The following is a 25,436-nucleotide window of genomic DNA, read 5'->3' on the forward strand; positions in this document are numbered from 1 at the left end:
TGCGAACCCTCCAACTCAAACAGTGGAAATGCGGCACCACCATCTACCGGGAACTGCTTGGTCTGGGGGCTCCACCGCAGGTTGCAAGACGGGTGGCGCCGAACAGCCGTCACTGGTGGAGAAACAGCGGCAAGGCCCTCAACAGCGTGCTCACCATCGCCCGGTTCGACCGATTGGGGCTACCCCGCCTCTCATGACCTCAAACTCTCGAACCGCCAGGTGCGGACCCGCATGCCGGTGGTGCGGCAGGGGCGTCTCCGATGATTGGAGGCCCCCTATGCCGATTTGAGCTCTACTGACGGCATGAGAAGCACAGTCCTCCTGAGCGTCAGCCTGCTGCTGGCTGCCTGCGCCACGCCCGCCTGGGTGAACCCCAAGAACCCTCAGGCCGACCTGCAGGCCGATCTGGCCGCCTGCGACGCCGACGTGCAGCGCCAGGCGCGACTGGGCCAGATGATGAATGCCGGCAGCCGCAGCTGCATGGACGGCCAGACCTGCGCGGCGCTGGAGCAGACCCAGGCCATCCAGGCCAGCGCGGAGGCCGTCGGCGCGCAAAAGCGCTGCATGGCTGCGCGCGGCTGGCGGCAATAGAGTTGTAGTTCGGTCAGCCTGCGGCCCATTGGCCCGGCGCCAGGCCGGTCCAGCGCTTGAACGAGCGGCGGAAGTTGGCGCCGTCGAAATAGCCCAGCGCCTGCGCCACCGCATCGCGGCCCTGGCCGCGCGGGCCCAGAAGGTAGAGCGCCACCAGCGTGCGCACGCGGTCCACCTCGGCCTGGTAGTGCGTACCATGGCGGGCCAGCCGGCGCTTGAAGGTGGCCGGGCTCATGCCGGCTTCGGCCGCCAGCGCTTCCAGGCTGGGCGGCGCGGCGATCTGCGCGAGCAGCCGGTCGCTCAAGCCCGCCAGCAGCCCGCGGCGCAGCGCCTGCGGGTCTGCCTCGCGGGCCAGCGCGGTCGCGGCCACGCCCGGTGCGGCCGGCCAGCGCACGTCGGCCTGCACCAGCGGCAGCCGCATGGCGTCCACCTGGCAGCCGAAGTGCAGGGCCGTGCCCAAGTGCACCGCATGCTGGGCGCGGTCGCGCGGCGCGGTGCGGTCGAAGCTGAAGCGCCAGGGCAGGCGCCGACCCACGCGCCATGCGCACAGGCTGGCGACGGCGCTCATGTGCAGGTCCACGACGAAACCGCGCAGGCCGGCCGGCAGGCCGCAGGCGTCGGTCCAGACGAGGATCAGCTCCCGCTCGTCCACCAGCAGCCGGGGCGTCAGCAGCGGCGTGAGGCGCCCGGCGTGGCGGCACAGCAGCTGCAGCAGGTCGACCAGGTTGCCGGCCTGCAGCAGCGCCTGGCTGGCCAGGCCGTAGTGGCCGGGCAGCAGCAACTGACCCAGTGCGAAGGCGCTGTCGGCGCCGGCCTCGCGCAGCGGGGCGATCAGGTTGAGCAACTCGCGCGGCGAGATCAGCGGCTGTGCCGGCCGCGGCAGGGCGATGCCGCGGTGGTGTGCGAACTCGGCCAGCAGCGCGGCATGGTCGGTCGCCGGCAGGCAATCGGTGTCGATCTCGTACGGCGGCAGTGCCAGTGCCGTGCCCCGCAGCATGTCAAGCTGGGACTGCAGCGCCGTCATGGTTGTTGCAGCAGGTCGAGTAGCACCTGCTCGGGCGGCTGCGTGCCGGTGGTGGCGCGCAGCGTGGTGTGCACGGGCAGGCGATTGCCGGGGCGCAGGTTCAACGCGGCCAGCGCGGCCTGCAGCTCGCTGAGCCGTGTCTCACCCTCCGCCGTGCCGCAGTCGGGCAGCAGCACGACGAAGCGGTCGCCCGCATAGCGGCAAAGCAGGTCGCCGTCGCGCAGGTTCAGCGCCAGCGTGAGGCCGGCGGCTTCCAGCGCGCGGTCGGCGGCCTGGATGCCGTGCTGGCGCACGAAGCCGTCGAAGCCGTCCAGCCCCAGCATGGCGACACAGCCGGCGCGGCCCAGGTCGCGCTGCAGCTGGATCTGCTGCGCCATGTAGCCAGCATCGGCCAGCTGCGTGACGCGGTCCACGGCGCGGTGGTCGCGGAAGAATCGCTCGCGCTGCGCCAGCTGGCGGTTCAGCACCCGCTGCTCCTGGCGCCAATGGTGCAGGCCCACGGTCAGCAGCGCCATGCCCAGTGGCGTCAGCGCCTCCAGCGCGTTGTCCCAGATCATGGCCTTGGGCAGGCGCCAGATCTCGTCCAGCGTGTCCACCCACTCGCCAATGAGCATGGCCGCCAGGCCCAGCACCAGCCAGCTCGTCACACGGCCCGCTGGGCGGCTGCCGCGCACGTAGACCAGCCACACGCCCACCATGACGGCCGTGCCGCCTTCGCTGCCCAGGTCCATCCAGTGCCACTCGGCCAGCGGCTTGAGCGTGCCCAGCGTTGCGAAGGCCAGCACCAGCGCGGCCACCAGCGTGGCCAGCAGCGGGTAGAACAGCTCGTGCGCAAGCAGCGGAAGCGGCCGGTCGGCAACGGCGGCGGGCAGAGTCAGGCGTGGCATGGCGGCCATCGTATGAACAGCGTGTGACAGCGTGGCGAAGTGGTGGCGGGGGAGTCGCAACGGCTCATGTGCGCTGCGCCGGCTGCGCTGGTCAGCGTTTGTGACGGTGTTGTCAAACGGGCGCCATGGCGGCTCGCGAGCATGGTGGCCATTCGCTACTTCGCTACTTTGCCCCCCGCCATGCACTACAAGAAACTCCCGCTGGCCCTGTCGCTGGGCCTCGCGTTCGCCGCCCAGGCCCAGACGGCGGCCAAGCCAGAACAGCTCGACACCATCGTCGTCACCGGCCAGCGCGCCAGCCTGCAGTCGGCGCTGGACAAGCAGCGTGAGGCACAGGGCGTTCTCAGCGTCGTGCATGCCGACGGCATCGGCCAGCTGCCCGACGGCAACGCGGCCGAAGCGCTAGCCCGCCTGCCGGGCGTCACGCTGGAGCGCGACCAGGGGGAGGGCCGCTTCGTGCGCGTGCGCGGTCTGGGCTCGGACTACAACACCATCAGCATCAACGGCGCTACCGTGCCTGCCTCCGAGGCGGGCCGGCGCGCGCCGGGGCTGGACGTGGTGCCGGCCGGGCTGATCCGCTCGCTGGAAGTTCACAAGACGCTGACGCCCGACATGGACGCGAGCAGCTTGGGAGGCAGCGTGGGCGTCAACACGCTGACCGCCTTCGACGTGAAGGGCCGTCTGCTCAGCATCGACCTGGGCGCCAACCACGACGCCAACCTGGGCGCCACAAAGCCACGCCTGGGGGCAACCTACGCGGACCGCTTCGCCGGCGGCAAGCTGGGCGTGGCGCTCGCCGTGTCGCGTGACGAGCGCCGCTTTGCCAGCGACAACGTCGAGACCGGCGGTGCCTGGGAAGATGATGGCAAGCTGGAAGAGCTGGAGCTGCGCCGCTACACCATCCTGCGCTCGCGCACCGGCGCGGCGATGAGTCTGGACTGGCGCCCGGCGCCCGGCCAGCGGCTCTACCTGCGCGGCTTTGCCAGCCGCTTCACCGACGACGAGCAGCGCCAGGCGCTGGCCGTCGAGTTCGAGGAGGCGCAGGCGCCGGGCGAGCTGGGCGACGGCACCGTGGTGCGCAGCCTGAAGGCGCGCAAGGAGACCGCCCGCACCGCCTCGCTGGCGCTGGGCGGCAGCCTGGACATCGCCGGTTGGCAGCTCGGCGCCGAGGCCGGCATGGGCCGCGCCGAGGAGCGCACGCCCGAGGGGCTGGCGGGTGCCAAGTTCGAAGCCGACTTCTCCGGGTTGGGCTTCAGCGACAGCCGTCGTCCGCTGCTGCAAGGCCCTGGCGCGCTGCGCCAGGCAGCGGCCTACGAGCTGGACGAGGTGGAGGTGGAAGACTCGCGTGCCCGCGACCATGTGCGTCATCTGAAGCTGGACCTGAAGCGCAACGTCGAGGTGGCGGGCGGCGACGGCGTGGAGCTCAAGGCCGGGGCCAAGGCCACGCGCCGGCACAAGGACAACCAGCAGGAGACCTACAAGCTGGACAGCGACTTGTTGGGCGAACCCAGCCTGGCCGATGTGGTCGGCGGCGGCAATGTCAGCTACCCGTGGGGCGGCAGCTTCGGGCCCGCAGCCGATGCCGGCAAGTTGCGCGCGTTGAGGCGCGGTGTGAACCTGGCCGAAGGGCGTGATGACGAGGATTCGCTGGTTGGCGACGTTGACCTCAAGGAGCACGTCGACGCAGCCTACGCGCAGGCGACGTGGGAGCGCGGCGGCTTCCAGCTGCTGGGCGGCTTGCGCATGGAGCGCATCACCTTCAAGGCGCGTGGCAACGGCCTGGTGGCCGGCGACGTGCAGCCGGTCAGCGTGGACACGCGCAGCACCCACTGGCTGCCGGCGCTACTGCTGCGTCAGGACCTCGGCGGCCAGCTGCTGCTGCGCGCAGCGCTGACGAACTCGCTGGTGCGGCCCAGCTTCGATCAGCTGTCGCCCGGCAGGGTGGTGGACGGCGACGAGGCCGAGCTGGGTAACCCGAATCTGAAGCCGCTGCGCTCGCGAAACCTGGACTTCGGCGTCGAGCAGGGCCTGGGCCGCGACGGCACGCTGTCGGCCTTCGCGTTCACGAAGCGCATCCGCGACTTCGTGTTCCAGACCGACCTGGCCGGCACGCCGGGCTGGGAGAACTTCGGCCAGGTCAACACCTTCGCCAACGGCGACAGCGCCAGATTGCACGGCGTGGAGCTGGCGTACGCGCAGGCGCTGCGCAGCCTGCCGGCGCCGTTCAACGGCCTGATCGTCGGCGCGAACGCCAGCTTCGTGCGCTCGAAGGCGCGCGTCGGCGGGTATGAAGATGGCGTGTGGAAGAGCCGCGAGATCAGCCTGCCCAGCCAGTCGGACCGCAGCTTCAACCTCAGCCTCGGTTGGGAGGGGCAGGGCCTGTCCATGCGGCTGGCGCTGAACCAGCAGTCGTCCTACCTGCTGGAAGTGCGCGACGTGTTCGACGCCGCCAAAGACCTGCGCGTGGATGGCCAGAAGCGGCTGGACTTCTCGATGAAATACGCGGTCGGCAAGCAGCTGGAAGTCAGCTTCGAGGCCGCCAACCTGACCAACCAGGCCTACTACGTCTACCAGGCCAACCCGGCCCAGAATGCGCAGTACGAGCGTTATGGCCGCAGCTTCAAGCTGGGTATGAAGTGGAGCCTGAACTGATGCACCGCCTGTTGTTGACCCTGGCACTCGCTGCCTGTGCGACCTTCCCTGGTGGCGTGCAGGCTGAGCGCTTCGTGCTGGCCAAGACGGCGTTGGAGCTGCATGACGACGCCGGCCGCACGCTCGCCCGCTACGCGATCCGCGCCAAGCACATGGATCAGCGCAGTGACGATGGCCGGTTCGCCGTGCTGCAGGACGCCGACAGCGGCCGCATCGAGCTGTGGCGCGCCGCCGCCGGCCAGCTGCAGCGCGAGGCCGCCTGGCCCGCGCCGGCGCTGGAGGTGGAGCAGCTGTGCCTGCACCGCGACGCGCAAGGCCTGCTGCAGCTGTTCCTGCTGGGCAACGAGGGCTTGTCGGAGCAATGGCTGATCGACGGTCGGCGTGCGCTGCCGGTGCAGCGCCTGGCCACGCCGTTCGAGCCTAGCGCCTGCCGCGTGCGCGATGGTGAGGCGACGCTGTATGTGGCCGAGCCGGGCGTCGGCCTATGGGCGCTGTCGGCCAACGCCGAGCGGCCTGGCCGCCGCCTGCTGCTGGCGGAGCCGCAGCTGGGCGAGAAGTCGCTGAACGGGCGTCTGGATGCTTGGCTGGCCGAACACCCGGCCGCGGCACCGGCGGCGCGCCATCCGGTCGTGATGCCGATGGGCCAGACCCAGCCGATGCGCGAGGTCGGCGACGCGGCCGATGACCCGGCCATCTGGGTGCACCGCTCGCGCGGCGCGCAGAGCCTCATCCTCGCCACCGACAAGAAGCGCGGCCTGGCTGTCTACGGCCTGGACGGCCGCGAGCGTCAGTTCCTGCCAGTGGGCCGCATCAACAACGTGGACCTGCGCCAGGGCCTGGTCTACGGCGGCCGCCAGCTGGATCTGGCGGTCGCCACGCAGCGCGACGAGGCCGGGCTGGTGCTGTTCGGCATCTCGCCGGGCGGGCGGGTGAGCGAACTGGCGCGGCTGAAGACGACGCTGGACGACATCTACGGCGTCTGCGTGGGCCGCAATGCCGACGGCGGGCTGGACGTGTTTCCCAACGACAAGGACGGGCGCGTGCAGCGGCTGCGGTTGAAGCTGGCAGGCAAGACCTGGAACGTCGAGCCGGTCGGCGAGTTCCGGCTGGACAGCCAGCCCGAAGGCTGTGTCGTCGACGAGGCGAACCAGGCCTTGTTCGTCGGCGAGGAAAAACGCGGCATCTGGCGCGTCGACCTGGGCGGGGAGGGCAGCAAGCCAGCGCTGGTCATCACCGCCGGCCCGGGCCTGATGCCGGACGTGGAAGGCCTCGCCATCCACCCGGGGCGCGGCTGGCTGGTGGTGTCGTCGCAGGGCAGCGACTCGTTCGCCGTCTACGACATCCGGCCGCCGTTCGCGCAGCGCGGCACCTTCGCCATCGGCACGAACGCGGCGCTGGGCATCGACGGCGTGTCCGAGACCGATGGCCTTGACCTGACGCCTGCCAACCTGGGCGGCCCGTACGCCGACGGCGTGCTGGTCGTGCAGGACGGCCACAAGCGCCTGCCGCACGGGCCGCAGAACTTCAAGCTGGTGCCGTGGCGCGACGTGGAGAAGGCAGTGCAGGCCCGCTGACCTAGAGCGCAGCCTTTCACCGCGGGTGAAGAACCCGCCCGGAAAGGTCTGCATTGCCATGACGGATGACGAGACGCCGCCGGACGACGGCCCGCTGCGGCTGCGGTTGAGCCGCTGCAAGCGGCACCTGTCGCGCGGCCGTGCGGCCTGCTAGGCTCACGCCCGCCAACGGTGGCGGAACGGGAGCATCAGGCATGGCGGAGTTGACGGTCAATGGCAAGCAGGTGCAGTACGAGGCGGAAGCCGACACGCCACTGCTGTGGGTGCTGCGTGAGCAGCTGAGCCTCACGGGCACCAAGTACGGCTGCGGTGTCGCGCAGTGCGGCGCTTGCACGGTGCATGTGGACGGCGCGCCGATGCGCAGCTGCGTGATGCCGGCCTCCGCGATCACGCCGGCACAGAAGATCACCACCATCGAGGGCTTGTCTCCCGACGCCAGCCACCCGCTGCAGAAGGCCTGGGCGGCGCTGGACGTGCCGCAGTGCGGCTTCTGCCAGAGCGGCATGCTGATGGCCGCCGCGGCGCTGCTGAAGGACAAGCCCCGGCCGACCGATGCCGACATCGACGCGGCCATGACCAACATCTGCCGCTGCGGCACCTACAACCGCGTGCGCGCCGCCATCCATCTTGCGTCGGGGCGGTTGACGCGCAAGCAGATCCCCATCGTCATCGAAGGAGGCCAGGCATGAGCGCCGATCCCAAGCGGGCCGAGCGCCGGGCCGCCCCAAGCCGGCCCGTCATGACGCTTTCTCGCAGAGCTTTCCTGCACAAGACGTCGGCCGCGGCCGGCGGGCTGCTTGTGGGCTTCCACGTGCCGGGTCTTGCGCAGTCGGACGCGGCGGCCACGCCCGAACTGAACGTGTGGGTGCAGGTGCTGCCGGACGAGAGCACCGTCATCCGCATCGCGCGCTCGGAGATGGGGCAGGGCACGCTGACCGGCCTGGCGCAGCTGGTGGCTGAGGAACTGGAGTGCGACTGGGCCCGGGTGAAGACCGAGTACCCGACGCCGGGCCAGAACCTGGCGCGTAAGCGTGCGTGGGGCAGCATGAGCACCGGCGGCAGCCGGGGCATGCGTGATTCGCACGAGTACGTGCGCAAGGGTGGTGCGCTGGCGCGCGCGCTGCTGATCCAGGCAGCGGCCAACCAGTGGAACGTCGCCGTCGTGGAATGCACCACCCAGGCCGGCTGGGTGCTGCATGCGGGCAAGAAGCTGAGCTACGGCCAGCTGGCCGCCGAGGCCGCCAAGTTGGCGGCGCCGGCCGACATCCAGCTGAAGGACCCGCGGAACTGGCGAATAGCCGGCAAGCCACTGAAGCGGCTGGATACGCGGCCCAAGCTGGACGGCTCGCTGGTCTACGGCATGGACCTGCAGCTGCCCGGCATGCTGAACGCCGCGATCAAGGACTGCCCGGTGTTCGGTGGCAAGCTGAAGAGCTTCGACGCGAGCGAAGTGGAGAAGCGGCCGGGCGTGAAGAGGGTCGTGCGCGTCGGCGAGACGGCCGTGGCCGTGGTGGCCGACACCTGGTGGCGCGCCAAGACAGCGCTGGATGCGCTGACCGTCGTCTGGGACGAGGGCCCCAATGCCGCGCTCAGCAGCGCCGACGTGGCCGCCACGCTCAAGGCAGGCCTGGACGCACCCGAAGCCGCCGTGGGCAGTCGCCAGGGCGACGTGACCGCGGCGCTGTCGGCGGCGGCGCGAAAGGTCCAGGCCGTTTACAGCTACCCGCACCAGAACCACGCCTGCATGGAGGTCATGAACGCGACCGCCAAATGGACACCTGAGCGCTGCGAGGTCTGGACGCCCACTCAGAACGGCGAGGCTGCGCTGGCTGCCACGGCCGAGTCGGCGGGCCTGCCGCCAGCGCAGTGCGAGGTCTACAAGCTGCACCTGGGCGGCGGCTTCGGCCGGCGCGGTGGGACGCAGGACTGGGTGCGCCAGGCGGTGGCCATCGCCAAGGAGATGCCCGGCACACCGATCAAGCTGATCTGGAGCCGCGAGGAGGACATGGTGCAGGGCCGCTACCACCCGGTCACGCAGTGCAGGCTGACGGCAGGGCTGGACGCCGCCGGCAAGCTGACGGCGCTGCACATGCGCGTGTCGGGCCAGAGCATCGTGGCCGGCATGTTCCCGCAGAACATCCGCGACGGCCGCGATCCGGCGGTCTTCCAGGGTCTCAGCGCCGGCGGCGTCGAGGGCGCGCTGGGCTACGCCGTTCCGCACCTGCTAATCGACCACGCGATGCGCAACCCGCCGGTGCCGCCGGGCTTCTGGCGCGGCGTGAACCTGAACCAGAACGCGATCTACCTGGAGTGCTTCCTGGACGAGGTGGCCCATGCCGCCAAGCGCGATCCGCTGGAGCTGCGTCGAGAGCTGTTGTCCGCATCGCCGAAGCACCTGGCCGTGCTGAACTCGGTGGCGGCCAAGGCCGGTTGGGGCAAGCCGCGCGCGAAAGGACGGCATCTGGGGCTGGCGCAGATCATGGGCTTCGGCAGCTACGTGGCGGCCTGCGCCGAGGTGTCAGTCAGCAAGACGGGCGAGCTGAAGATCCATCGCATCGTCGCCGCCACCGACCCCGGCCACGCGGTCAACCCGCAGCAGATCGCGGCGCAGGTGGAGGGCAGCTTCGTCTACGGCTTGTCGGCGGCGCTGTTCGGCGAGATCACGATCAAGGACGGCCGTGTCGAGCAGCAGAACTTCGACACCTACCCGGTGTTGAAGATGGCGCATATGCCGGCGGTGGAAACCATCGTCATGCCGTCGGGCGGCTTCTGGGGCGGCGTGGGCGAGCCCACCATCGCGGTGGCTGCGCCCGCCGTGCTGAATGCGATCTTTGCAGCGACGGGCAAGCGCATCCGTGACCTGCCGCTGGCCAAGCACAAGCTCTGAGAAGCTGTGAACGCCCCCCGCACGCCCGCTCATCCCGCCGCAACGCCGCCACTCGGCGTTGCAAATGCTCGCCGCAGCACGCGCTGCGACTCCGCTTTGCGCCATGATTGGCGTCGCCGCGACGGTCTGCTCGGCCGCGCGGAGGACGTTCGCAGCTTCTGATGCGTGCGCTTGCGGCCTTGCTGTTCGTCGCTGGCGCGCACGCCGGCGACGTGGAGCGTGGCCGCGCGCTGGTGGCCGACCGCAGCACCAGCCTGTGCCTGTTGTGCCATTCATTGACGGCGGCTGGCGACGTCAACCAGGGCAATCTGGCACCGTCGCTGGCGTCTGCGGCGCGGCTCAAGCCCGCGGAGCTGCGGGAACGCATCGCTGACATGCGCCGCTTCAACCCGGCCACGGTCATGCCGCCGTTCCGCTCCACCGAAGGCCTGCGGGACGTGGCGCCCGCGTGGCGGGGCCGCGCGGTGCTGACCGAGCAGCAACTGGACGACATCGTGGCCTATCTCGGCACACTGGCGCCATGAAACGGCGAGAACTGGTCATGGCGGCTGCCGCGTTCGCGGCCTTGCCCCACGCGCAGGCCAGCGACGACGCGATGCGCGGCGCCATCCTCGTCTGGGCGGGCAGCGAGCCTGCACCGGGCGTGCTGAAGATCGAGATCGCCGAGCTGGTGGAGAACGGCAACGCCGTGCCGGTGCGCGTGGCCGCCAGCGAGCCGGTCGTGGGCCTGGCCCTGTTCACGCCGCAGAACCCCGAGCCGGAGGTCGTGCACGTGGCGTTCGGCGCTTCGGTCGCTCGGCCCGAGTTCGGCACGCGCATGCGGCTGGCGCGCAGCCAGCGCATCGTGGCTGTGGCTAAGGCGGCCGACGGGCGCTGCTGGCAGACTGCCGTGGAGGTCATCGTGACGCTGGCCGCCTGCGTGGAACCCTGATGAGCACGCGCGCCGTCATCACGCTGCCTATCGCCATCAAGGCTGGTGAGCCCTTCGAGGTGCGCGCCACGGTCGCGCATCCCATGGAGACCGGCTACCGCACCGGCGACGACGGCGCCCGCTTGCCGCGTGACCTGGTGCGGCGCTTCGAGTGCCGGCTGGGCGACGAACTGGTGTTCGCCGCCGACCTGTACGCTGCGATCTCAGCCAACCCCTGGCTGAGCTTCTGGATGCGCGCGGAGCGGCCGGGCGAGCTGAGCTTCGTCTGGCGCGGCGACCGTGGCTTCGAGCACCGCGAGACGCGCGCGCTGCGGTTCGCATGAAGGCGGCCTGGCTGCTGCTGGTGGCCTTCGCCGTAGTGGCGCAGGCAGATGACGCCCGGCGCTCCGGCCGCGACACCATGAGCGCCGCACTGCGCACGCTGCAGGCGGACGCCAGCCAGCATCCGGCCCAACTGGCCCTTGCGCTGGGCCGCGACCTGTGGGGGCAGGGACCAAAGTCTTGCGCCAGCTGCCACGGCGAGCCGGAGCAGCTGCAGGGCGTGGCGACGCGCTATCCGGCGTTCAACGACGGCCTTCTGAACCTGCCCGGCCGCATCCAGCGCTGCCGCGTGCGCCACCAGCGGCAACCGGCCTGGGCGCCCGAGGCCGAACCTCTGCTGGCGCTGACGGCGCTGGTGGCGCAGCAGTCGCGCGGGCTGCCGCTGGCGCCGCCACGAGGGGCCGAGCTGGATGCGGCCGCCGCGCAGGGGCAGCGCCTGTACACCACGCGCGTTGGCGCACTGAACCTGTCCTGCGCGCAATGCCATGACGAGCGCGCCGGTCAGCGCCTGGGCGGCAGCACCATCCCGCAAGGCCATGTGGACGATTACCCGGTCTACCGGCTGGAGTGGCAGCAGCTGGGCAGCCTCCAGCGTCGGCTGCGTGGCTGCTACAGCGGCGTGCGTGCCACCGTGCCCGAGTGGAACAGCGGCGAGCTGCTGGCGCTGGAAGTCCACCTCGCCCGCCGCACTGCGGGCATGGCGATGCAGCCGCCCGGCGTGCGCCCCTGAGCGCTCACCGCTGTTCCACCTGCCGTCTGCCGAACAGCACCTCGCGGGCCTTGTCGTCGGTCAACGGCTTGCGCGCGCCGGCAAGCACCTCCAGCCCTCGCTGCACGGCGGGGCGTTTGGCGATCTCGTCGAACCAGCCGCGCAGATGCGGGTAGTCGCTCATTTCGACACCCTGGTTCTTCCAGGAGCGCAGCCACGGGAAGACGGCGATGTCCGCAATGGAGTAGTCGGTCCCGCCCAGGTACGTGGTGTGAGCCAGGCGCTTGTTGATGACGGCATACAGGCGCTTGGCCTCGTTGGTGTAGCGCTCGATGGCGTAGGGCAGCTTCTCGCGGGCGTAGATGCGGAAGTGGTGCGCCTGGCCCAGCATAGGACCCACGCCGCCCATCTGGAACATCAGCCACTGCAGCACCTCGTACTTGGCTGCCACGTCGGCCGGCAGCAGCTTGCCGGTCTTGCCTGCCAGGTACAGCAGGATGGCGCCGCTCTCGAACATCGAGAGGGGGCGACCGTCGGGTCCATCGGGGTCGGTGATGGCCGGGATCTTGTTGTTCGGGCTGATGGCGAGGAACGCAGGCGTGAATTGATCACCTGCACCGATGTCCACGGGATGCACCCGGTACGCGAGACCGCACTCCTCCAGCATGATGTGCACCTTGTGCCCGTTGGGCGTAGGCCATGAATACACTTCGATCATTGGTCGCCTCCGTCAGCAATCGGTTCGTGGATTCTCAGACTTCTGTCGACTCATGGTGGTAAAGCAGGTCAAGAACTGGCTCGTCTCGCGGGCGAATGCCGTACGCTGGCGCCCCCTCATGGACTGGGCCGAGGCCCGCGGCGCTGAGTTCGCGCAGACCCGTGAAGGGCAGGGCTTCGTGATCGAGCAGCCGCAGGCGGTGCCAGGGCCGTTGCGCATTGAATGGGGCGAGTCGCAGCGCAGCTACCTTCCGGGTACCGAACTGCGGCTGCGCTGCGAGCTGGGACTTCACCCGGACGTGCAGCTGATGGTGCTGTGCAGCGATCTGATGGAAGAGCTGGAGAGCAAGGTGTTCGAGGCCTACACGGACACGTTGAAGACCCGCGTCGACACCGACACGCCGGAAGAGATGCGCTGGCTGGTGATGTTCCCAAAGTTCGAGGGCGCGAGCCTGCAGATCGTGCGCCAGCGTTACGGCGTGGTGGGCGTCACGCGCGAGCTTGCCCATGCCTGGATGGAGAGCGAACTGGGCGCCGCGCTGGCTCAGGCCAGCCAGGACCTGCTGCCCCCCGGCCACCCGTTCGTGCTGATGTGCATGCGCGGCAACCTGTACCTGCGTACGGCCATGAGCGAGGCCGAACTGCCGCGCGTCGAGGGGCTGGTGCGGCTGGTGGAATGCGCGGCTCGCGAAGCGCAGCGCGTCAGCAACCGCGTTGCCGAAACCGGCGCCTGGCCCACCACCACGTCGGTCGCCTGGACCCATTCCTCACGGCCCGGCGACGCGGGCTGAACTGCCTTCCTGGCTTTCAGGCTTTCAGGCTTTCTGCGCGAAGCGCCACGCCAGTTGCGACAGCGGCTGGGCGGATGCAGCCGTCTCGCGGGCCTGGGCGCTGGAGGCGGTGCCGTCCTCCACGCGCTTTGCGATGCCCTGGACGATGGCCGCGATGCGGAACAGGTTGTAGGCCAGGTAGAAGTTCCAGTCAGCCATGACGGCGTCGACATCGGGGCGGCCGGTGCGCTCGCAGTAGCGCCGTACATAGTCGCGCTCGGTCGGAATGCCCAGAGCGGCAATGTCCTTGCCGCCCAGCCCACGCGCGGCGCCTGAGGTCTGGATGTGCCAGCTCATGCAGTGGTAGCTGAAGTCGGCCAGCGGATGGCCCAGCGTGGACAGCTCCCAGTCCAGCACCGCGATGACGCGCGGCTCGGTGGGGTGAAACACCAGGTTGTCCAGCCGGTAATCGCCATGCACGACGGACACCTCGCGCTCATCGCGCGCCGATGCCGGGATGTGCGCCGGCAGCCAAGCCAGCAGCGCGTCCATTGCCGGGTTGGGTTCCGTGACCGAGGCCAGGTACTGCTTGCTCCAGCGGCCGATCTGACGCTCGAAGTAGTTGCCGGGCTTGCCATAGCCCTCCAGCCCGGCGGCTTGGAAGTCGACCAGGTGCAGCGCCGCGATGACGCGGTTCATCTCGTCGTAGTGAGCTGCGCGCTCTGCGTTGGACATGCCCGGCAGGCTCTGGTCCCACAGCACGCGGCCCGGCATGAATTCCATGACGAAGAACGCGCGGCCGATGACGGACTCGTCTTCGCACAGGGCCCGCATCGCCGGTACCGGTACGGCGGTGCCGGCCAGCGCGTGCATCACCTGGAACTCGCGCTCGATGGCGTGGGCCGACGGCAGCAACTTGGCGACCGGCGCCGGCTTGCTGCGCAACACGTATTTCGCGTCAGGCGTGGTCAGCAGGTAGGTCGGGTTGGACTGGCCACCCTTGAACTGCTCGATCGACAGCGGGCCCGTGAACCCGTCCACGTGTGCGGCCAGCCAGGCTTGCAGCGACGGCAGGTCGACGGGCTGGGAGACGGGACGGGTGCCGGTGAATGCTTCCATGGAGATCGTTCTGTTGGACGTGAACTTTCCATTCTGCGAGCCGGCTCTTGCGCGCCGTGTCGCGCCAGCGTCAGCGCGCGGCTGCCGCCAGCAGCTTGTCCTTGCTGAGAACGACCAGCCGGGTCGGCTCCACGCGCACGGCGCCTTCGCGCTCGAAAGCCTTCAGCTCCTGATTGACGCGCTGGCGCGACGCACCCAGCAGCTGCGCGAGGTCTTCCTGCGCCAGCTGCAGGCCGATGCGGACTTCGTCGCCCTCCTGCACGCCGTAGGAACGCGCCAGCAGCAGCACTTGCTTGGCCAGCCGCGCGGCCAGCGGGCGGGTGTTGAGATCCTCGATCATGTCGAACATCAGCCGCAGACGGCGGCAGTTCAGGCGCAACAGCGCGTCGTACAGCTCGCTGTGCGCGGCCAGCAGAGCGCGGAAGTCGGCCTTGCGCACGCACAGCAGCGTGGTCTCGCCATGGGCGTAGGCGTCGTGCGTGCGGGGCAGGCCGTCGAACAGCGCGATGTCGCCGAACCAGGTGCCGGGCTCGACGTACGTCAGCGAGATCTGCTTGCCGGCAAGCGACACCGAGCTGACGCGCACGGCACCCTTGACGACGGCCGACCATTCCTCGGCCGGCTCGCCGCGATGCGACAGCATGGTCTCGTCGGCCAGCCGGCGCACGAAGGCGCGCTGCAGGATGTCGTTGCGCAGCGGCTCTGACAGTTTGGAAAACCAGGGGCCCTGGTCGATCTGCTGACGTTCTTCGGGGGTGAGGCTGAGTGCGTTCATGCTGGCGGACGATTGTGCCGGGTACCGTGGCGCCCGTCGAAACGTGCATGCTAGAGTGAACCGCAGTGATTGCCGCCCCGCGTTCAACCGAATCTCAAGCCGCCAGCAGCCGATGCCCTTCAAGGCCCCGCGCCCGACATTGCTGACTGCCCGTGCGCCGGCGCTGGCCTTGTGTCTGGGCCTTGCGGCGCAGGCCGCGCTGGCACTGGGAGTGGGGCGCCCCCAGGTGAGCTCCGCCCTGGGCCAACCGCTGGACGTCAGTATCGCGCTGAACCTCTCTCCCGGCGAGACGCTGACCGAGGCGTGCGCGCGCGTCGAGGTGTCGGCCGGCGATGCCCGCGTGCCGGCCGGCCTGCTGCAGGTCCGTATCGAAGGCGAGTCCGGCCAGCAACGCATCCGCGTGCAGAGCCTGGCGCGCATCGAGGAACCGGCGCTGCGCGTCACGCTGGCCCTGGGTTGCCCGCTGCGGTTGACCCGCGAGTTCAACGCCTTCGTCGATCCGCCTGCTGGTGTGGCGCCATCCGCGCCGGTGGCCCTGCCGTCTGCTGCTGCGCCGGCTCCTGCAGCGGTGATCGCTGAACCGGTGGCAGAGGCACCGCGGCCGCAGCTTCCGGCGCCGCGCGCTGCGGCGGCGTCCCGCCCCAAGGTGCAGGCCAAGCGCCGTTCCATTGGCCCGCGGCTTGTGCTGGAGCGCCCCGAGGTGCTGGTCGACCGACCCACCGTGCAGGCCGCGGCCCGCGAGCCGGCGAGCGACGTGACCCCCGAGCTGGAAGCGCAGATCACCGCGCTGGAGCAGACCGTGGCGGCACTGCGCGCCGGGCTGGAGTCGCGCCTGCGGGCCGAAGCTGCCCTGGCTGCGGCATCTGCTGCGGCATCCGCGGCGGCGCCAGCGCCCGCTTCGGCTGTAGCCGAGGCGGCGCCGGTGGCACGCGCGCCCCTCCTGCAAGCGCCGGCATCCCCAGCGCCCTATCGCGATCCATGGACCTGGTTGTGGACCTTGGGCGTGGGTCTCGTGGCGGGGGCCGGCGCCTATCACCTCAGCCGCTGGCGGGACGAGCGGCGCCGCCGCGAGCTGACGTACCAGCGATCCGTTCAGGTGGCCGAAGGGCATACCAGCGCGGCCATGGCGCCGGCAGCGTCGCCATCGCCGGGGATCGCGCCGCAGGTGTGGGCCGATCCGGTGTCGCTGCCGGACGAAGGCCAACACACGGTCACGCGTCCGCAGCCGCGCCCGATGGCCTGGTCGGTCCCGACGCAGGTGGATGTGCCCGTTGCCGGGCCCCTCGATTCGTCGATGCTGGCCACGCGACCCATGCCGGTGCATCCCTCCGTGGCGCCGACGCTGGCGCAGGAACTGACCGTGGCGGACGAGCTGCTGGATCTGTGCCAGCAGGTGGATTTCCTGAACCTTCTGGGCCAGCACGACGCCGCTGCCGATCTGCTGGCCGCCAGGCTCAAGCGCGGCTCGCTGGGGCCGTTGCCGCTGCTGATGCTGATGGACACGTGTCAGCGGCGCGGCGAGCCGGACGCGTTCGCCGAGCTGGCGCGGCAGTTCGAGCAGCAGGTGAGGGCGCCCGCGCCCTCGTGGGCGCAGAGCCAGGCGCGTGGCCGCGGGCTGGACGGCTGTGCCAGCGTCATCGCGCACCTGCAGGTGGTGTGGTCAGAACCGTCGGCGTCGATGCAGATGCTGCAGGACCTGCTGGCGCGCGGCGGCGGCCCTGGTGTGCAGCAGTTCGAGCTGCCGGCCTACGGCGACCTGCTGCTGCTGTACAGCGTGGCGCGCGACCTCTTCGAGGCCGGTCAGCGCAGCGACGGCGTGGACCTCATGCTCCCGCTGGACTCGCAGTTCGGCGACCAGACCTGACGCTGGTCGACGCGGGGGTCAAAGGGCGAAGTCGTCGGCCTCGCCGCTCATGGCCTTATCGATGAGCTTGCGCGGCAGTCGCTCGGACAGCAGCTCGGCGAACGCGTACACGTAATTGCGCAGGTAGGCGCCGCGCTTGAATGCCACGCGCGTCACGTTGCTGCCCAGCAGCGTGCCCAGCGGCCGGGCCACCAGGTCGCTGTTGGCGGGCTCCTCGCGCATCGCCATCTCGGCCACGATACCCACCCCCATGCCCAGGCGCACATAGGTCTTGATGACGTCCGAGTCGATGGCCTCCAGCACGACGTTGGGCGTCAGGTGGCGCGCGGCGAAGGCCTTGTCGATGCGCGTGCGACCCGTGAAGCTGGGGTGGTAGGACACCAGCGGCATGCCGGCGAGCTGTTCCAGGCTGATGCGCTCGGCCGCCGCCAGCGGATGGTCGCGCGGCACCACCATCACGTGCTGCCACTCGTAGCAGGGCAGCGTGACCAGTTCGCTGTACTGCGCCAGCGACTCGGTCGCTAGGCCAAGGTCGGCGGTCTCGTCGATCAGCATGCGCGCCACCTGGTCGGGGCTGCCCTGGTGCAGGCTGATGCGCAGGTTGGGCAGTTGCTTGCGCAACTGCGCGACCGGTGCTGGCAGCACGTAGCGGGCCTGCGTGTGGGTGGTAGCGATGGAGAAGGTGCCGCTATCCTGGCGCGAGTACTCCTCGCCGATGCGCTTCAGGTTGCCGACCTCGCGCATGATGATCTCGACGCAGGCCAGCACCTGCTGGCCGGGTTCGGTGATGCTGCGCAGCCGCTTGCCGTGGCGCGAGAAGATGTCGATGCCCAGCTCTTCTTCCAGCTCCAGGATGGCCTTGGACACGCCCGGCTGCGACGTGAACAGCGCCTTGGCCGTCTCGGTCAGGTTGAGGTTGCGGCGCGCGGCTTCCTGGACGAAGCGGAATTGGTGCAGGTTCATGTCAGAGGCGCTCGGGCGTTGCGGAGTCGCTGAAGCGCCCGCTCGCGAGGCAGTGAACGGGATGAGCGTGAGGGCAGTTCATTCGAGGACCCTCAGGCAGGCCTGGGTGATGGCATGGAGCACGGCATCCTGGTCGCCCAGCGGCGCGTGCAGCACCCACGCCACGGCATCGCCGTGCCGCTCCCGCAGGCGGTCCAGCAGCAGCGGGACATCGCGCCGCACATGGCCGCCCGTGCCGAGGAACAGGGGCATCACATGCACGCGCGTGCAGCCGGCGGCCACGAGCTTCGCGGCAGCCTCATCCATGTCGGGCGACATGAACTCGAGATACGCCATCGCCAGCGGCGTGGCCGGCTGCGCAGCGCGCAGTCGTTCGGTCACGATCTCGAACGGCCGTGCCCAGGCGGGGTCGCGCGCACCGTGCGCGAAGAGAAGCAGACCGTCCATCATCGGAAGCGCACGAGCCATGTGAAGGCTGCCATCGACAAGCCCAGGTAGAGGAGGCTGGGTGTGGCGGCCACGGCCCAGGGAGTCCAGTTCTTCAGCAGGCCCAGATGCCGTGACAGCTCGTTCAACAACACGAAACTGATGCCCAGCATGATGCCGCCGAACACCTTGATGCTGATGCCGCCCGAGCGGCCGTGCAGGTAGGCGAACGGCAGCGCCAGCGCCACCATGACGAAGCAGGCGAACGGATAGAAGGCCTTGCGCCAGAACTGGATGTTGTGAGCCTGCGCCGACTGTTCTTGCGCCGACAGATGTTCGGTGTAGCGGTACAGCTCGAGCGTGGACATGGACATGGCCGGCAGCACGGCCGCCGCGATGACGCCGGCATGCAGCGAACTCTGCCAGTTCAGCCGGTCGAGCTTCTGCTCGCTGATGACCACGTCGCCAACGCCGCTGGTGGTCGTGTCTCCCGAACTCCATATCGTCCGCTGGATCTGCTGCAGGTGCCATATGCCCCGGCCGTCGACGTCCGCCTTGCCTGCATCGGTGCGCGACATCAATCGGCCCTTGGCATCGAACTCGTAGATGTGCACGTCTTCCAACTCGCCGCCACTGCCGACACGGCCCACCTTGACGGAATAACTGCGTTCCTCGCCGTCGACCTTCAGGTGGTCCTTCAGCCAGGCGCCGCGCTTGCCGGCGCCCGGGTCCTTGCCGAGATGGGCGCTGAGCGTGTCGCGCTCCCGCTCGAAGCGTGGCGCCACGTAGTCGCCGATGACGAAGGTCAGCACCGCGAACACCGCGGCCAGGCCAGCCAACAGGCTCAGCGCCCGCGCCGGCCCCAGGCCCCCGGTGCGCAGGATGGTGAACTCGCTGCTCTGCGCCAACCGCGCCAGCGCCAGGATGGAGCCGATCAGCACGGCGATGGGGAACAGCTCGTAGAAATGCCCGGGCAGCTCCATCAGCGCCAGCAGCGCCGCCTTCGCCGCGCCGGCACCAATGCGGTTCATGCGCTCCAGCTCGTCGACGAAGTCGAAGAAGAAGAACAGCGACAGGAAGGCGGAGGCGACCAGCAGCACGGAGCCGACGATGTCTTTGTAGAGCAGGCGGCGGACTGTTTTCATGCAGAAGCTCCCGCCAGCCGCCGGCGCAGGCAGAAGCGGTTGCCGTTGTCGCGCAGCCAGACGATGGCCAGCGCGAGCAGCAGCACGCCGCCATGCAGGCTGAGCAGCGCCTGGGGCAGGGAAGCCCGGCTGTTGGCCACCCAGGATTGGGACAGGTTGATCAGGTTGAAGTAGATGATGAAGGCTAGCAGCGCGAACAGCAGGTTCCAGTTGTTGGCGCGGCGCGGGTTGGACGCCGACAGCCCCACGCCCAGCAGCGCCATGTTGATGCCGCCCAGGATCATGCCCAGGCGCCAGGCCAGTTCGCCCAGGTTCTTGGGCGTCGGCGTGCGCAGCAGGTCCAGCGTCGGCAGGGCCTTGGGCGGCAGCTGGCTGGCGCCGGACAGCACCTGGGTGTCGGTCATCACCTTGTACTGCTCGAAGCGCGCCAGGCTCTTTTCGCCGCTCTTGCCGTTGGTCTCGTTGCGCTGGCCGTGGTCCAGCACCAGGAAGCGGTCGTCGCCCTCCATCAGCAGCCGGCCGCGCGAGGCGGTGGTCACCGACTCGCGCTCGTTCTCGTTGCCGAGGATGAAGACATTGCGGCCTGTGGCGGGGTCGTTGCCATCGCGTTCGATGAAGAACACGCGGCTGCCGTCGCGCGAGCTCTGGAACTGGCCGGGGGTCACGCGGCTCAGGTCGCTGCGCTTCTGGTAGCGGTCCTTCAGCTCGGCGCTGTTCTGGTTGCCCCAGGGCCACACCAGCAGCTGCAGCACGACGACGGCCAGCAGCACCGGCCAGGCCATGTACAACACTGGCCGCACGAAGCGCGACAACGGGATGCCGCTGGCGAACCAGATCGTCATTTCGGACTCGCGGTACAGCCGGCCGAGCGTGACGACGATGGACACGAACAGCGACAACGTCAGCATCGGCGCCAGGTAGGCAATGGTGGCGTAGCCGAGCAGCAGCACCACGTCCTGCGGCGCCACGTTGCCGCCTGCGGCCTGGCCCAGCGTGCGCATCAACGTGGACGTGAGCACGATGGTAAGGATGACCACCAGCGTGACGCCGAAGCTCTTGGCCAACTCTGACCGCGTGGACGAATCGAATAACATCAATCGCACTTCTATCTACTTTTGGTCATTATGGACTTCAAGGTTCAAACCACAGAGCTGGACGCGCTGGCTACCGTCGGTGCAGATGCTCTCGTCGTGGTGCTCGGTGGCGACACGCTGCCGCAAGGCCTGGACGCCGCTGTCGCCCAACAGGCACAGTCCGCGATCAAGCTCGGAGACTTCGCGTTGAAGGCCGGGCAGGCCCTCACCATGACGCAGGCGCCAGGCATCAAGGCGACGCGTCTGGTGCTGGCGGCCAGTGGCAAGACGACGCTGGCCGCTGCGCGTTCGGCGCTGGCGGCGGCACTGGCCCAGGTCAAGTCGCGCGGCGTGGCCAGTGCGGCCGTCGTGTTCGCAGGCTTTGACGCCGGGCTGGCCGAGGCGCTGGCCGAGCAGGCCGCGGTCACCGCCACCGATGCCGTCTACGTCTACCGCCACACCAAGCCCAGCGCTCCGGCCGCGTCCAAGCTGGCGAAGCTGGCGCTGCTGGTGGCCAAGGCCGATCTGAAGGCGGCCAAGGCCGGCCTGATGCGGGGCGAGGCCATCGCCGCCGGCATCGAGCTGGCACGCGAATGCGCCAACCGCCCGGCCAACTACGCAACGCCCACGTACCTGGGCGAGGTCGTGCAGCAGATCGGCAAGACCCACGGCCTGAAGGTCGAGGTTATGGACAAGAAGGCCGTCGAGAAGCTCGGCATGGGCAGCTTCCTGTCGGTGGCCCAGGGCTCGGACGAGCCGCTGCGCTTCATCGTCGCCCGCTACGAAGGCGCGGCCAAGACGGTGGCGCCGGTGGTGCTGGTCGGCAAGGGCATCACGTTCGACACCGGCGGCATCTCGCTGAAGCCGGGCGCCGAGATGGACGAGATGAAGTTCGACATGGGCGGCGCGGCCAGTGTCATCGGCACGCTGCGCGCGGTGGCCGAACTTCGTCCGAAGCTGAACCTGGTCATGATCGTGGCCGCCTGCGAAAACATGCCTAGCGGCCGTGCCGTGAAGCCGGGCGACGTGGTCACGTCCATGTCGGGCCAGACCATCGAGATCCTGAATACCGATGCGGAGGGGCGCCTGATCCTGTGCGACGCGCTGACCTACGCCGAGCGCTTCAAGCCGGCGGTGGTGGTGGACGTGGCGACGCTGACCGGCGCCTGCGTCATCGCACTGGGCGGCGTGCGCAGCGGCATGTATGCCAGCGACGACGAACTGGCTGCCGCGCTGACTGCCGCCGGCGACGCGGCGCTGGACCCGTGCTGGCGCATGCCGCTGGACGACGAATACGCCGAAGGCCTGAAGAGCAACTTCGCCGACGTGCCCAACATCGCCGGCCGCGCGGGCGGCTCCATCACGGCGGCCAAGTTCCTGCAGCGCTTCGCCGGCAAGTACCGCTGGGGCCATCTGGACATCGCCGGCACGGCCTGGAAAGGCGGCGCCGCCAAGGGCGCGACGGGGCGCCCGGTGGGGCTGCTGACGCACTTCGTGCTGAGTCACGCGAAGTAAGTGGTTCAACAGGTCAGCTTCTACAGCGAGTCGTCCGAGCCGCTGCGATTCGCCTGCCGGCTGGTGCGCAAGGCGCTGGCTGCTGGCAAGCCGCTGGGCATCTGCGTGGATGCGGCGAAGGCGGCGGCGCTGGACCAGCTGCTGTGGAGCTTCGACGCGGCCGAGTTCATCCCGCACCGGCGCTGGGATGGCGCGACGCCGCCCATGGCCGGCGAGGTGTTGCTGGTGGACGATGCGGCGCAACTGCCGCATCGCGGGCTGCTGCTGAACCTGTCGGCGTCACTGCCGACGGCCGCGTTCGAGTTCGAGCGCGTGTTGGAGGTCGTGGGCCAGTCGGCCGAAGCGGTGCAGGCGGGGCGCGTCCGCTACCGCGCTTACAAGCAGTCCGGTGCCACGCTGGACCACTTCACCGCCAACGGTTGACAAGCCGGCGTCCAGGCTTTCCCGTATGAGTCCGCCCCCTGGAATTGGGGTATGTTCTCGCGGTTGAAAACATCAACGGTTTTTGTCTTTCCATCTCTTCCAAACCGGAGTTGATCCATGCAAGTCAAACTGAATGTGGTAGTGGGTGCAGTGGCAGTGCTGCTGAGCGGCACGGCGATGTCGCAGGAGGTCGTCAAAATCGGCCACGTGGGCCCGACCAGCGGCCAGATCGCTCACCTGGGCAAGGACAACGAGATGGGCGCGCGCCTGGCCATCGAGGAGCTGAACGCCAAGGGCGTCACCATCGGCGGCAAGAAGGTCAAGCTGGAACTGCTGGCTGAAGACGATGCCGGCGACCCGAAGCAGGGCACGGCAGCCGCGCAAAAGCTGGTCGACGCAAAGGTCGCCGGCGTGGTGGGCCACCTGAACTCGGGCACTTCCATCCCGGCCTCCAAGGTCTACAGCGACGCCGGCATCCCGCAGATCTCGCCGTCCGCCACCAATCCCAAGTTCACCCGCAACGGCTACAAGACGACGTTCCGCGTCGTGGCTGACGACGTGCACCTGGGCGGCACGCTGGGCAAGTACGCGGTCAACTCGCTGAAGGGCAAGTCGATCGCCGTCATCGACGACCGCACGGCCTACGGCCAGGGCGTCGCCGACGAGTTCGAGAAGGGCGTCAAGGGCGCAGGCGGCAAGGTCGTCGGTCGCCAGTTCACCACCGACAAGGCCACGGACTTCACTGCAATCCTGACCTCCTTGAAGTCCAACAAGCCCGACGTCGTCTTCTTCGGCGGCATGGACGCCGTGGCCGGCCCGATGCTGCGCCAGATGAAGCAGCTGGGCATCAACGCCAAGTTCATGGGCGGTGATGGCATCTGCACGGGCGAGCTGCCCAAGCTGGCCGCCGGCACCATGGCCGACAGCCAGGTCTACTGTGCCGAGGCCGGTGGCGTCGAGGGCGAAGCCAAGAAGTCGATGGACGACTTCAAGGCCAAGTTCAAGACCAAGTTCAATGCCGACGTGCAGATCTACGCTCCGTACGTCTACGATGCGGTCAACGTGCTGGTGGCCGCGATGGTCAAGGCCGGCTCGTCCGACCCCGCCAAGTACCTGCCGGTGCTGGCCAAGACCACCGGCTACAAGGGCGTAACGGGCACCATCGCCTTCGACGAGAAGGGTGACATCAAGAACGGCGCGCTGACGTTGTACACCTACAAGGGTGGCAACCGCGAGCAGGTCGCCGTGGTTCGTTAAGCAGGCTTGAAGCGGGCCCTTGGCCCGCGACGCAGACCCCTGTCATCGGCTCGCTGTGTTATCACAGCGGGCCGGTTTTCATTGGTGCGCATGTCAGCGGTGTGTTGCGAGCAGCGCGTTCAGCGGAATGCGCAGGTAGGCCACGCCGTTGTCTTCGGGAGCCGGCAACCGACCGGCGCGGATGTTGACCTGGATGGACGGCAGGATCAGCGTGGGCACGTCCAGCGTCGCGTCACGCGTCTGGCGCATGGCGATGAATGCCTGCTCGCTGATGCCGTGGCGCACATGGATGTTGCCTGCGCGTTGGTCCGCCACCGTGCTCTCCCAGGCCGGGGCTCGCTGCGTGGGCGGGTAGTCATGGCAGACGAACACGCGGGTCTGCGGCGGCATTGCCAGGATGCGTTGCACCGAGGCATACAACGTGCGAGCGTCGCCACCGGGAAAATCGGCGCGTGCGGTGCCCACGTCGGGCATGAACAGGGTGTCGCCCACGAACACGGCATCGCCCACGACGTAGGCCATGTCGGCCGGCGTGTGGCCCGGCACCAGCAGCGCCTGCGCCTTCAGCTCGCCGATGTGAAACGCCTCGCCATCCTGGAACAGGTGGTCGAACTGCGAGCCGTCCGGCAGGAAGCCGCGCTCCAGGTTGTAGAGCTTCCTGAACGTCGCCTGCACCTCGCGGATGTGCTCGCCGATCGCGATGCGCCCGCCGACCTGCTGCTGCAGCCAGTGCGCGGCGGACAGGTGGTCGGCATGGGCGTGCGTCTCAAGGATCCATTGCACGGTCAGGTCCTGCTCCCGCAGATGCTCCAGTAGCCGCTGCGCCTGGACGGTGCCAGTGCGGCCTGACTTCAGGTCGAAGTCCAGCACGGGGTCGACCACCGCCGCGCAGCGGCTGGCCGGGTCGGCGATGACGTAGGAGACGGTGCCGGTGGCGTCGTCGAAGAAAGCCTGGATGGACGGTCGCGCGGTCATGGGAACTCCCGGTGGCTTCAATGTATTGACAAATATTATATTGATCAATAAAGTGAAGTCAACACATCGGAGCGACGCATGTCTCACCCAGTCATCAACCCCGACCAGTTGCGCGCCGCCGCCGGCGAGGCCGTGGCCGCGCTGAAGCTACTGGCCAACCCCGAGCGCCTGCTGCTGCTGTGCCAGCTGTCGCAGGGCGAGATGTCGGTGGGCGACCTGGAGGCCGTGCTCGGCATCCATCAGCCGACCTTGTCGCAGCAACTGGGCGTGTTGCGCGGGGAGGGGGTCGTGGACACGCGCCGCGACGGCAAGCGCATCTTCTACAGCGTGTCAGACCCGCGGGTGCTGCAGGTGCTGGCGGTGCTGTACGACCTCTATTGCCCCAAGGAGTGAACGATGAACATCGACTGGAACGCCTTCACACCGATGGCCGCGCTGGCCGGCGGTGCATTGATCGGGCTGGGGGCGGCGCTTTTGCTGCTGCTCAACGGCCGCATCGCCGGCATCAGCGGCGTGCTCGGCGGCCTGCTGAGGCCGGTGCGCGGCGACGTAGCCTGGCGGGCGGCCTTTGTGGGCGGCCTGGTGGTCGCGCCGCTGGCCTATGCGCTGCTGGCCGCCGTGCCGGCGCCGCGCATCGACGCCGGCTGGGGCCTGCTGGTGCTGGCCGGGCTGGCGGTCGGCGTGGGCACGCGCTACGGCTCGGGCTGCACCAGCGGGCACGGGGTCTGCGGCCTGTCCCGGCTGTCGCCACGTTCGCTGGTGGCCACGCTGGCGTTCATGGGCGCGGGTTTCGCCACGGTCGGCGTGATGCGCCACTTGTTGAGCTTTTGAGGAGTCG

26 protein-coding genes and 1 pseudogene are annotated in these 25,436 nt (G+C 69.2%); 17 read left to right on the plus strand and 10 right to left on the minus strand.

The window, feature by feature from the left end; all coding sequences use genetic code 11:
• Together ACG02S_RS23550 and ACG02S_RS23555 are read left to right on the plus strand one after the other, a co-directional pair.
• A pseudogene (locus ACG02S_RS23550) lies at positions 1 to 197 on the plus strand (hypothetical protein); the annotation flags it as partial.
• Positions 198 to 303: 106 nt separating this feature from the next.
• Entirely contained in the window at positions 304 to 591 is a 288-nt protein-coding gene (locus ACG02S_RS23555; protein ID WP_394472943.1) for a hypothetical protein, read from the plus strand.
• A 13-nt stretch (positions 592 to 604) separates the two neighbouring features.
• Here ACG02S_RS23555 and ACG02S_RS23560 read toward each other — a convergent pair whose 3' ends face one another.
• Both ACG02S_RS23560 and ACG02S_RS23565 read right to left on the minus strand, forming a co-directional pair.
• Entirely contained in the window at positions 605 to 1,615 is a 1,011-nt protein-coding gene (locus tag ACG02S_RS23560; RefSeq protein ID WP_394472944.1) for a helix-turn-helix transcriptional regulator, read from the minus strand.
• Positions 1,612 to 2,502, minus strand: a complete 891-nt coding sequence (locus ACG02S_RS23565; RefSeq protein ID WP_394472945.1) for a GGDEF domain-containing protein — start codon at positions 2,500 to 2,502, stop codon at positions 1,612 to 1,614. The genes ACG02S_RS23560 and ACG02S_RS23565 overlap by 4 nt, the downstream gene beginning before the upstream one ends.
• A 180-nt stretch (positions 2,503 to 2,682) precedes the next feature.
• On the opposite strand from ACG02S_RS23565, the gene ACG02S_RS23570 reads away from it, so the two are divergent.
• The 8 genes from ACG02S_RS23570 (at position 2,683) to soxA (ending at position 11,597) form a co-directional block, all read left to right on the plus strand.
• A complete protein-coding gene (locus ACG02S_RS23570; RefSeq protein WP_394472946.1) occupies positions 2,683 to 5,154 on the plus strand; it encodes a TonB-dependent receptor in 2,472 nt (823 codons plus the stop codon).
• Positions 5,154 to 6,728: a phytase gene (locus ACG02S_RS23575; RefSeq protein WP_394472947.1), complete on the plus strand. Its 1,575-nt coding sequence runs from the start codon at positions 5,154 to 5,156 to the stop codon at positions 6,726 to 6,728. The genes ACG02S_RS23570 and ACG02S_RS23575 overlap by 1 nt, the downstream gene beginning before the upstream one ends.
• 194 nt (positions 6,729 to 6,922) lie before the next feature.
• Entirely contained in the window at positions 6,923 to 7,417 is a 495-nt protein-coding gene (locus ACG02S_RS23580) for a (2Fe-2S)-binding protein (protein ID WP_394472948.1), read from the plus strand.
• Complete coding sequence (locus tag ACG02S_RS23585; RefSeq protein WP_394472949.1) at positions 7,414 to 9,615, plus strand: xanthine dehydrogenase family protein molybdopterin-binding subunit; 2,202 nt, start codon at positions 7,414 to 7,416, stop codon at positions 9,613 to 9,615. The genes ACG02S_RS23580 and ACG02S_RS23585 overlap by 4 nt, the downstream gene beginning before the upstream one ends.
• Before the next feature lie 161 nt (positions 9,616 to 9,776).
• Positions 9,777 to 10,139, plus strand: a complete 363-nt coding sequence (gene soxX, locus ACG02S_RS23590) for a sulfur oxidation c-type cytochrome SoxX (protein ID WP_394472950.1) — start codon at positions 9,777 to 9,779, stop codon at positions 10,137 to 10,139.
• Positions 10,136 to 10,546 carry a thiosulfate oxidation carrier protein SoxY gene (locus ACG02S_RS23595; protein WP_394472951.1) on the plus strand — a complete coding sequence of 137 codons (411 nt, stop codon included), beginning with the start codon at positions 10,136 to 10,138 and terminating at the stop codon, positions 10,544 to 10,546. The genes soxX and ACG02S_RS23595 overlap by 4 nt, the downstream gene beginning before the upstream one ends.
• Entirely contained in the window at positions 10,546 to 10,869 is a 324-nt protein-coding gene (locus ACG02S_RS23600) for a thiosulfate oxidation carrier complex protein SoxZ (RefSeq protein ID WP_394472952.1), read from the plus strand. The genes ACG02S_RS23595 and ACG02S_RS23600 overlap by 1 nt, the downstream gene beginning before the upstream one ends.
• Entirely contained in the window at positions 10,866 to 11,597 is a 732-nt protein-coding gene (gene soxA, locus ACG02S_RS23605; protein WP_394472953.1) for a sulfur oxidation c-type cytochrome SoxA, read from the plus strand. The genes ACG02S_RS23600 and soxA overlap by 4 nt, the downstream gene beginning before the upstream one ends.
• A 4-nt stretch (positions 11,598 to 11,601) precedes the next feature.
• Here soxA and ACG02S_RS23610 read toward each other — a convergent pair whose 3' ends face one another.
• A complete protein-coding gene (locus ACG02S_RS23610; RefSeq protein ID WP_394472954.1) occupies positions 11,602 to 12,294 on the minus strand; it encodes a glutathione S-transferase C-terminal domain-containing protein in 693 nt (230 codons plus the stop codon).
• A 118-nt stretch (positions 12,295 to 12,412) separates the two neighbouring features.
• Here ACG02S_RS23610 and ACG02S_RS23615 point away from each other — a divergent pair, with 118 nt between their 5' ends.
• Complete coding sequence (locus tag ACG02S_RS23615; RefSeq protein ID WP_394472955.1) at positions 12,413 to 13,084, plus strand: hypothetical protein; 672 nt, start codon at positions 12,413 to 12,415, stop codon at positions 13,082 to 13,084.
• A gap of 24 nt (positions 13,085 to 13,108) precedes the next feature.
• Here the strand turns inward: ACG02S_RS23615 and ACG02S_RS23620 are convergent, their stop codons facing one another.
• Both ACG02S_RS23620 and ACG02S_RS23625 read right to left on the minus strand, forming a co-directional pair.
• Positions 13,109 to 14,182: a phosphotransferase gene (locus ACG02S_RS23620; RefSeq protein ID WP_394472956.1), complete on the minus strand. Its 1,074-nt coding sequence runs from the start codon at positions 14,180 to 14,182 to the stop codon at positions 13,109 to 13,111.
• Positions 14,183 to 14,252: 70 nt separating this feature from the next.
• Complete coding sequence (locus ACG02S_RS23625) at positions 14,253 to 14,957, minus strand: Crp/Fnr family transcriptional regulator (protein WP_394472957.1); 705 nt, start codon at positions 14,955 to 14,957, stop codon at positions 14,253 to 14,255.
• Between the two features lie 112 nt (positions 14,958 to 15,069).
• On the opposite strand from ACG02S_RS23625, the gene ACG02S_RS23630 reads away from it, so the two are divergent.
• The gene (locus tag ACG02S_RS23630; protein WP_394472958.1) at positions 15,070 to 16,821 is read left to right on the plus strand and encodes a type IV pilus assembly protein FimV; all 1,752 of its coding nucleotides are present in this window, start codon (positions 15,070 to 15,072) and stop codon (positions 16,819 to 16,821) included.
• Between the two features lie 18 nt (positions 16,822 to 16,839).
• Here ACG02S_RS23630 and ACG02S_RS23635 read toward each other — a convergent pair whose 3' ends face one another.
• The 4 genes from ACG02S_RS23635 to lptF all read right to left on the minus strand — a co-directional run bounded on the left by ACG02S_RS23635 (position 16,840) and on the right by lptF (position 20,449).
• Positions 16,840 to 17,784: a CysB family HTH-type transcriptional regulator gene (locus ACG02S_RS23635; RefSeq protein WP_394472959.1), complete on the minus strand. Its 945-nt coding sequence runs from the start codon at positions 17,782 to 17,784 to the stop codon at positions 16,840 to 16,842.
• A gap of 78 nt (positions 17,785 to 17,862) precedes the next feature.
• A complete protein-coding gene (locus tag ACG02S_RS23640) occupies positions 17,863 to 18,231 on the minus strand; it encodes a sirohydrochlorin chelatase (RefSeq protein ID WP_394472960.1) in 369 nt (122 codons plus the stop codon).
• The gene (gene lptG / locus ACG02S_RS23645; RefSeq protein ID WP_394472961.1) at positions 18,231 to 19,355 is read right to left on the minus strand and encodes an LPS export ABC transporter permease LptG; all 1,125 of its coding nucleotides are present in this window, start codon (positions 19,353 to 19,355) and stop codon (positions 18,231 to 18,233) included. The genes ACG02S_RS23640 and lptG overlap by 1 nt, the downstream gene beginning before the upstream one ends.
• Positions 19,352 to 20,449 carry an LPS export ABC transporter permease LptF gene (gene lptF / locus ACG02S_RS23650; RefSeq protein WP_394472962.1) on the minus strand — a complete coding sequence of 366 codons (1,098 nt, stop codon included), beginning with the start codon at positions 20,447 to 20,449 and terminating at the stop codon, positions 19,352 to 19,354. The genes lptG and lptF overlap by 4 nt, the downstream gene beginning before the upstream one ends.
• A gap of 30 nt (positions 20,450 to 20,479) precedes the next feature.
• Between lptF and ACG02S_RS23655 the strand changes: the two genes are divergently transcribed.
• From ACG02S_RS23655 to ACG02S_RS23665, 3 genes are all read left to right on the plus strand, one after another.
• Positions 20,480 to 21,943: a leucyl aminopeptidase gene (locus ACG02S_RS23655; protein WP_394472963.1), complete on the plus strand. Its 1,464-nt coding sequence runs from the start codon at positions 20,480 to 20,482 to the stop codon at positions 21,941 to 21,943.
• A complete protein-coding gene (locus ACG02S_RS23660) occupies positions 21,944 to 22,366 on the plus strand; it encodes a DNA polymerase III subunit chi (protein ID WP_394472964.1) in 423 nt (140 codons plus the stop codon). It abuts the gene before it with no gap.
• A 117-nt stretch (positions 22,367 to 22,483) separates the two neighbouring features.
• On the plus strand, positions 22,484 to 23,623 hold the full coding sequence (locus tag ACG02S_RS23665; protein ID WP_394472965.1) for a branched-chain amino acid ABC transporter substrate-binding protein: 1,140 nt from the start codon (positions 22,484 to 22,486) through the stop codon (positions 23,621 to 23,623).
• 93 nt (positions 23,624 to 23,716) lie between these two features.
• On the opposite strand, the gene ACG02S_RS23670 is transcribed toward ACG02S_RS23665, so the two are convergent.
• Positions 23,717 to 24,598 carry an MBL fold metallo-hydrolase gene (locus ACG02S_RS23670; RefSeq protein ID WP_394472966.1) on the minus strand — a complete coding sequence of 294 codons (882 nt, stop codon included), beginning with the start codon at positions 24,596 to 24,598 and terminating at the stop codon, positions 23,717 to 23,719.
• Positions 24,599 to 24,676: 78 nt separating this feature from the next.
• On the opposite strand from ACG02S_RS23670, the gene ACG02S_RS23675 reads away from it, so the two are divergent.
• A complete protein-coding gene (locus tag ACG02S_RS23675; RefSeq protein ID WP_394472967.1) occupies positions 24,677 to 24,991 on the plus strand; it encodes a metalloregulator ArsR/SmtB family transcription factor in 315 nt (104 codons plus the stop codon).
• 3 nt (positions 24,992 to 24,994) lie between these two features.
• Positions 24,995 to 25,429 (plus strand): YeeE/YedE family protein, encoded by a 435-nt coding sequence (locus ACG02S_RS23680; RefSeq protein WP_394472968.1) that lies wholly within the window; start codon positions 24,995 to 24,997, stop codon positions 25,427 to 25,429.
• The last annotated feature ends 7 nt before the right edge of the window (positions 25,430 to 25,436 follow it).

Source organism: Pelomonas dachongensis, assembly GCF_043555865.1.
GTDB classification, from domain to species: Bacteria; Pseudomonadota; Gammaproteobacteria; order Burkholderiales; family Burkholderiaceae_C; genus Pelomonas; species Pelomonas dachongensis.

What these genes read in the sequence shown, in the direction of transcription:
- ACG02S_RS23630 (WP_394472958.1), top strand. Translation starts at nt 15,070, where the DNA reads ATGCCCTTCAAGGCCCCGCGCCCGACATTGCTGACTGCCCGTGCGCCG.
- soxA (WP_394472953.1), top strand. Translation starts at nt 10,866, where the DNA reads ATGAAGGCGGCCTGGCTGCTGCTGGTGGCCTTCGCCGTAGTGGCGCAG.
- ACG02S_RS23565 (WP_394472945.1), bottom strand. Translation starts at nt 2,502, where the DNA reads ATGCCACGCCTGACTCTGCCCGCCGCCGTTGCCGACCGGCCGCTTCCG.
- ACG02S_RS23640 (WP_394472960.1), bottom strand. Translation starts at nt 18,231, where the DNA reads ATGGACGGTCTGCTTCTCTTCGCGCACGGTGCGCGCGACCCCGCCTGG.
- ACG02S_RS23665 (WP_394472965.1), top strand. Translation starts at nt 22,484, where the DNA reads ATGCAAGTCAAACTGAATGTGGTAGTGGGTGCAGTGGCAGTGCTGCTG.
- ACG02S_RS23615 (WP_394472955.1), top strand. Translation starts at nt 12,413, where the DNA reads ATGGACTGGGCCGAGGCCCGCGGCGCTGAGTTCGCGCAGACCCGTGAA.
- ACG02S_RS23585 (WP_394472949.1), top strand. Translation starts at nt 7,414, where the DNA reads ATGAGCGCCGATCCCAAGCGGGCCGAGCGCCGGGCCGCCCCAAGCCGG.
- soxX (WP_394472950.1), top strand. Translation starts at nt 9,777, where the DNA reads ATGCGTGCGCTTGCGGCCTTGCTGTTCGTCGCTGGCGCGCACGCCGGC.
- ACG02S_RS23675 (WP_394472967.1), top strand. Translation starts at nt 24,677, where the DNA reads ATGTCTCACCCAGTCATCAACCCCGACCAGTTGCGCGCCGCCGCCGGC.
- ACG02S_RS23620 (WP_394472956.1), bottom strand. Translation starts at nt 14,182, where the DNA reads ATGGAAGCATTCACCGGCACCCGTCCCGTCTCCCAGCCCGTCGACCTG.
- ACG02S_RS23625 (WP_394472957.1), bottom strand. Translation starts at nt 14,957, where the DNA reads ATGAACGCACTCAGCCTCACCCCCGAAGAACGTCAGCAGATCGACCAG.
- ACG02S_RS23635 (WP_394472959.1), bottom strand. Translation starts at nt 17,784, where the DNA reads ATGAACCTGCACCAATTCCGCTTCGTCCAGGAAGCCGCGCGCCGCAAC.
- ACG02S_RS23575 (WP_394472947.1), top strand. Translation starts at nt 5,154, where the DNA reads ATGCACCGCCTGTTGTTGACCCTGGCACTCGCTGCCTGTGCGACCTTC.
- ACG02S_RS23580 (WP_394472948.1), top strand. Translation starts at nt 6,923, where the DNA reads ATGGCGGAGTTGACGGTCAATGGCAAGCAGGTGCAGTACGAGGCGGAA.
- lptF (WP_394472962.1), bottom strand. Translation starts at nt 20,449, where the DNA reads ATGTTATTCGATTCGTCCACGCGGTCAGAGTTGGCCAAGAGCTTCGGC.
- ACG02S_RS23680 (WP_394472968.1), top strand. Translation starts at nt 24,995, where the DNA reads ATGAACATCGACTGGAACGCCTTCACACCGATGGCCGCGCTGGCCGGC.
- ACG02S_RS23655 (WP_394472963.1), top strand. Translation starts at nt 20,480, where the DNA reads ATGGACTTCAAGGTTCAAACCACAGAGCTGGACGCGCTGGCTACCGTC.
- lptG (WP_394472961.1), bottom strand. Translation starts at nt 19,355, where the DNA reads ATGAAAACAGTCCGCCGCCTGCTCTACAAAGACATCGTCGGCTCCGTG.
- ACG02S_RS23600 (WP_394472952.1), top strand. Translation starts at nt 10,546, where the DNA reads ATGAGCACGCGCGCCGTCATCACGCTGCCTATCGCCATCAAGGCTGGT.
- ACG02S_RS23560 (WP_394472944.1), bottom strand. Translation starts at nt 1,615, where the DNA reads ATGACGGCGCTGCAGTCCCAGCTTGACATGCTGCGGGGCACGGCACTG.
- ACG02S_RS23670 (WP_394472966.1), bottom strand. Translation starts at nt 24,598, where the DNA reads ATGACCGCGCGACCGTCCATCCAGGCTTTCTTCGACGACGCCACCGGC.
- ACG02S_RS23595 (WP_394472951.1), top strand. Translation starts at nt 10,136, where the DNA reads ATGAAACGGCGAGAACTGGTCATGGCGGCTGCCGCGTTCGCGGCCTTG.
- ACG02S_RS23570 (WP_394472946.1), top strand. Translation starts at nt 2,683, where the DNA reads ATGCACTACAAGAAACTCCCGCTGGCCCTGTCGCTGGGCCTCGCGTTC.
- ACG02S_RS23610 (WP_394472954.1), bottom strand. Translation starts at nt 12,294, where the DNA reads ATGATCGAAGTGTATTCATGGCCTACGCCCAACGGGCACAAGGTGCAC.
- ACG02S_RS23555 (WP_394472943.1), top strand. Translation starts at nt 304, where the DNA reads ATGAGAAGCACAGTCCTCCTGAGCGTCAGCCTGCTGCTGGCTGCCTGC.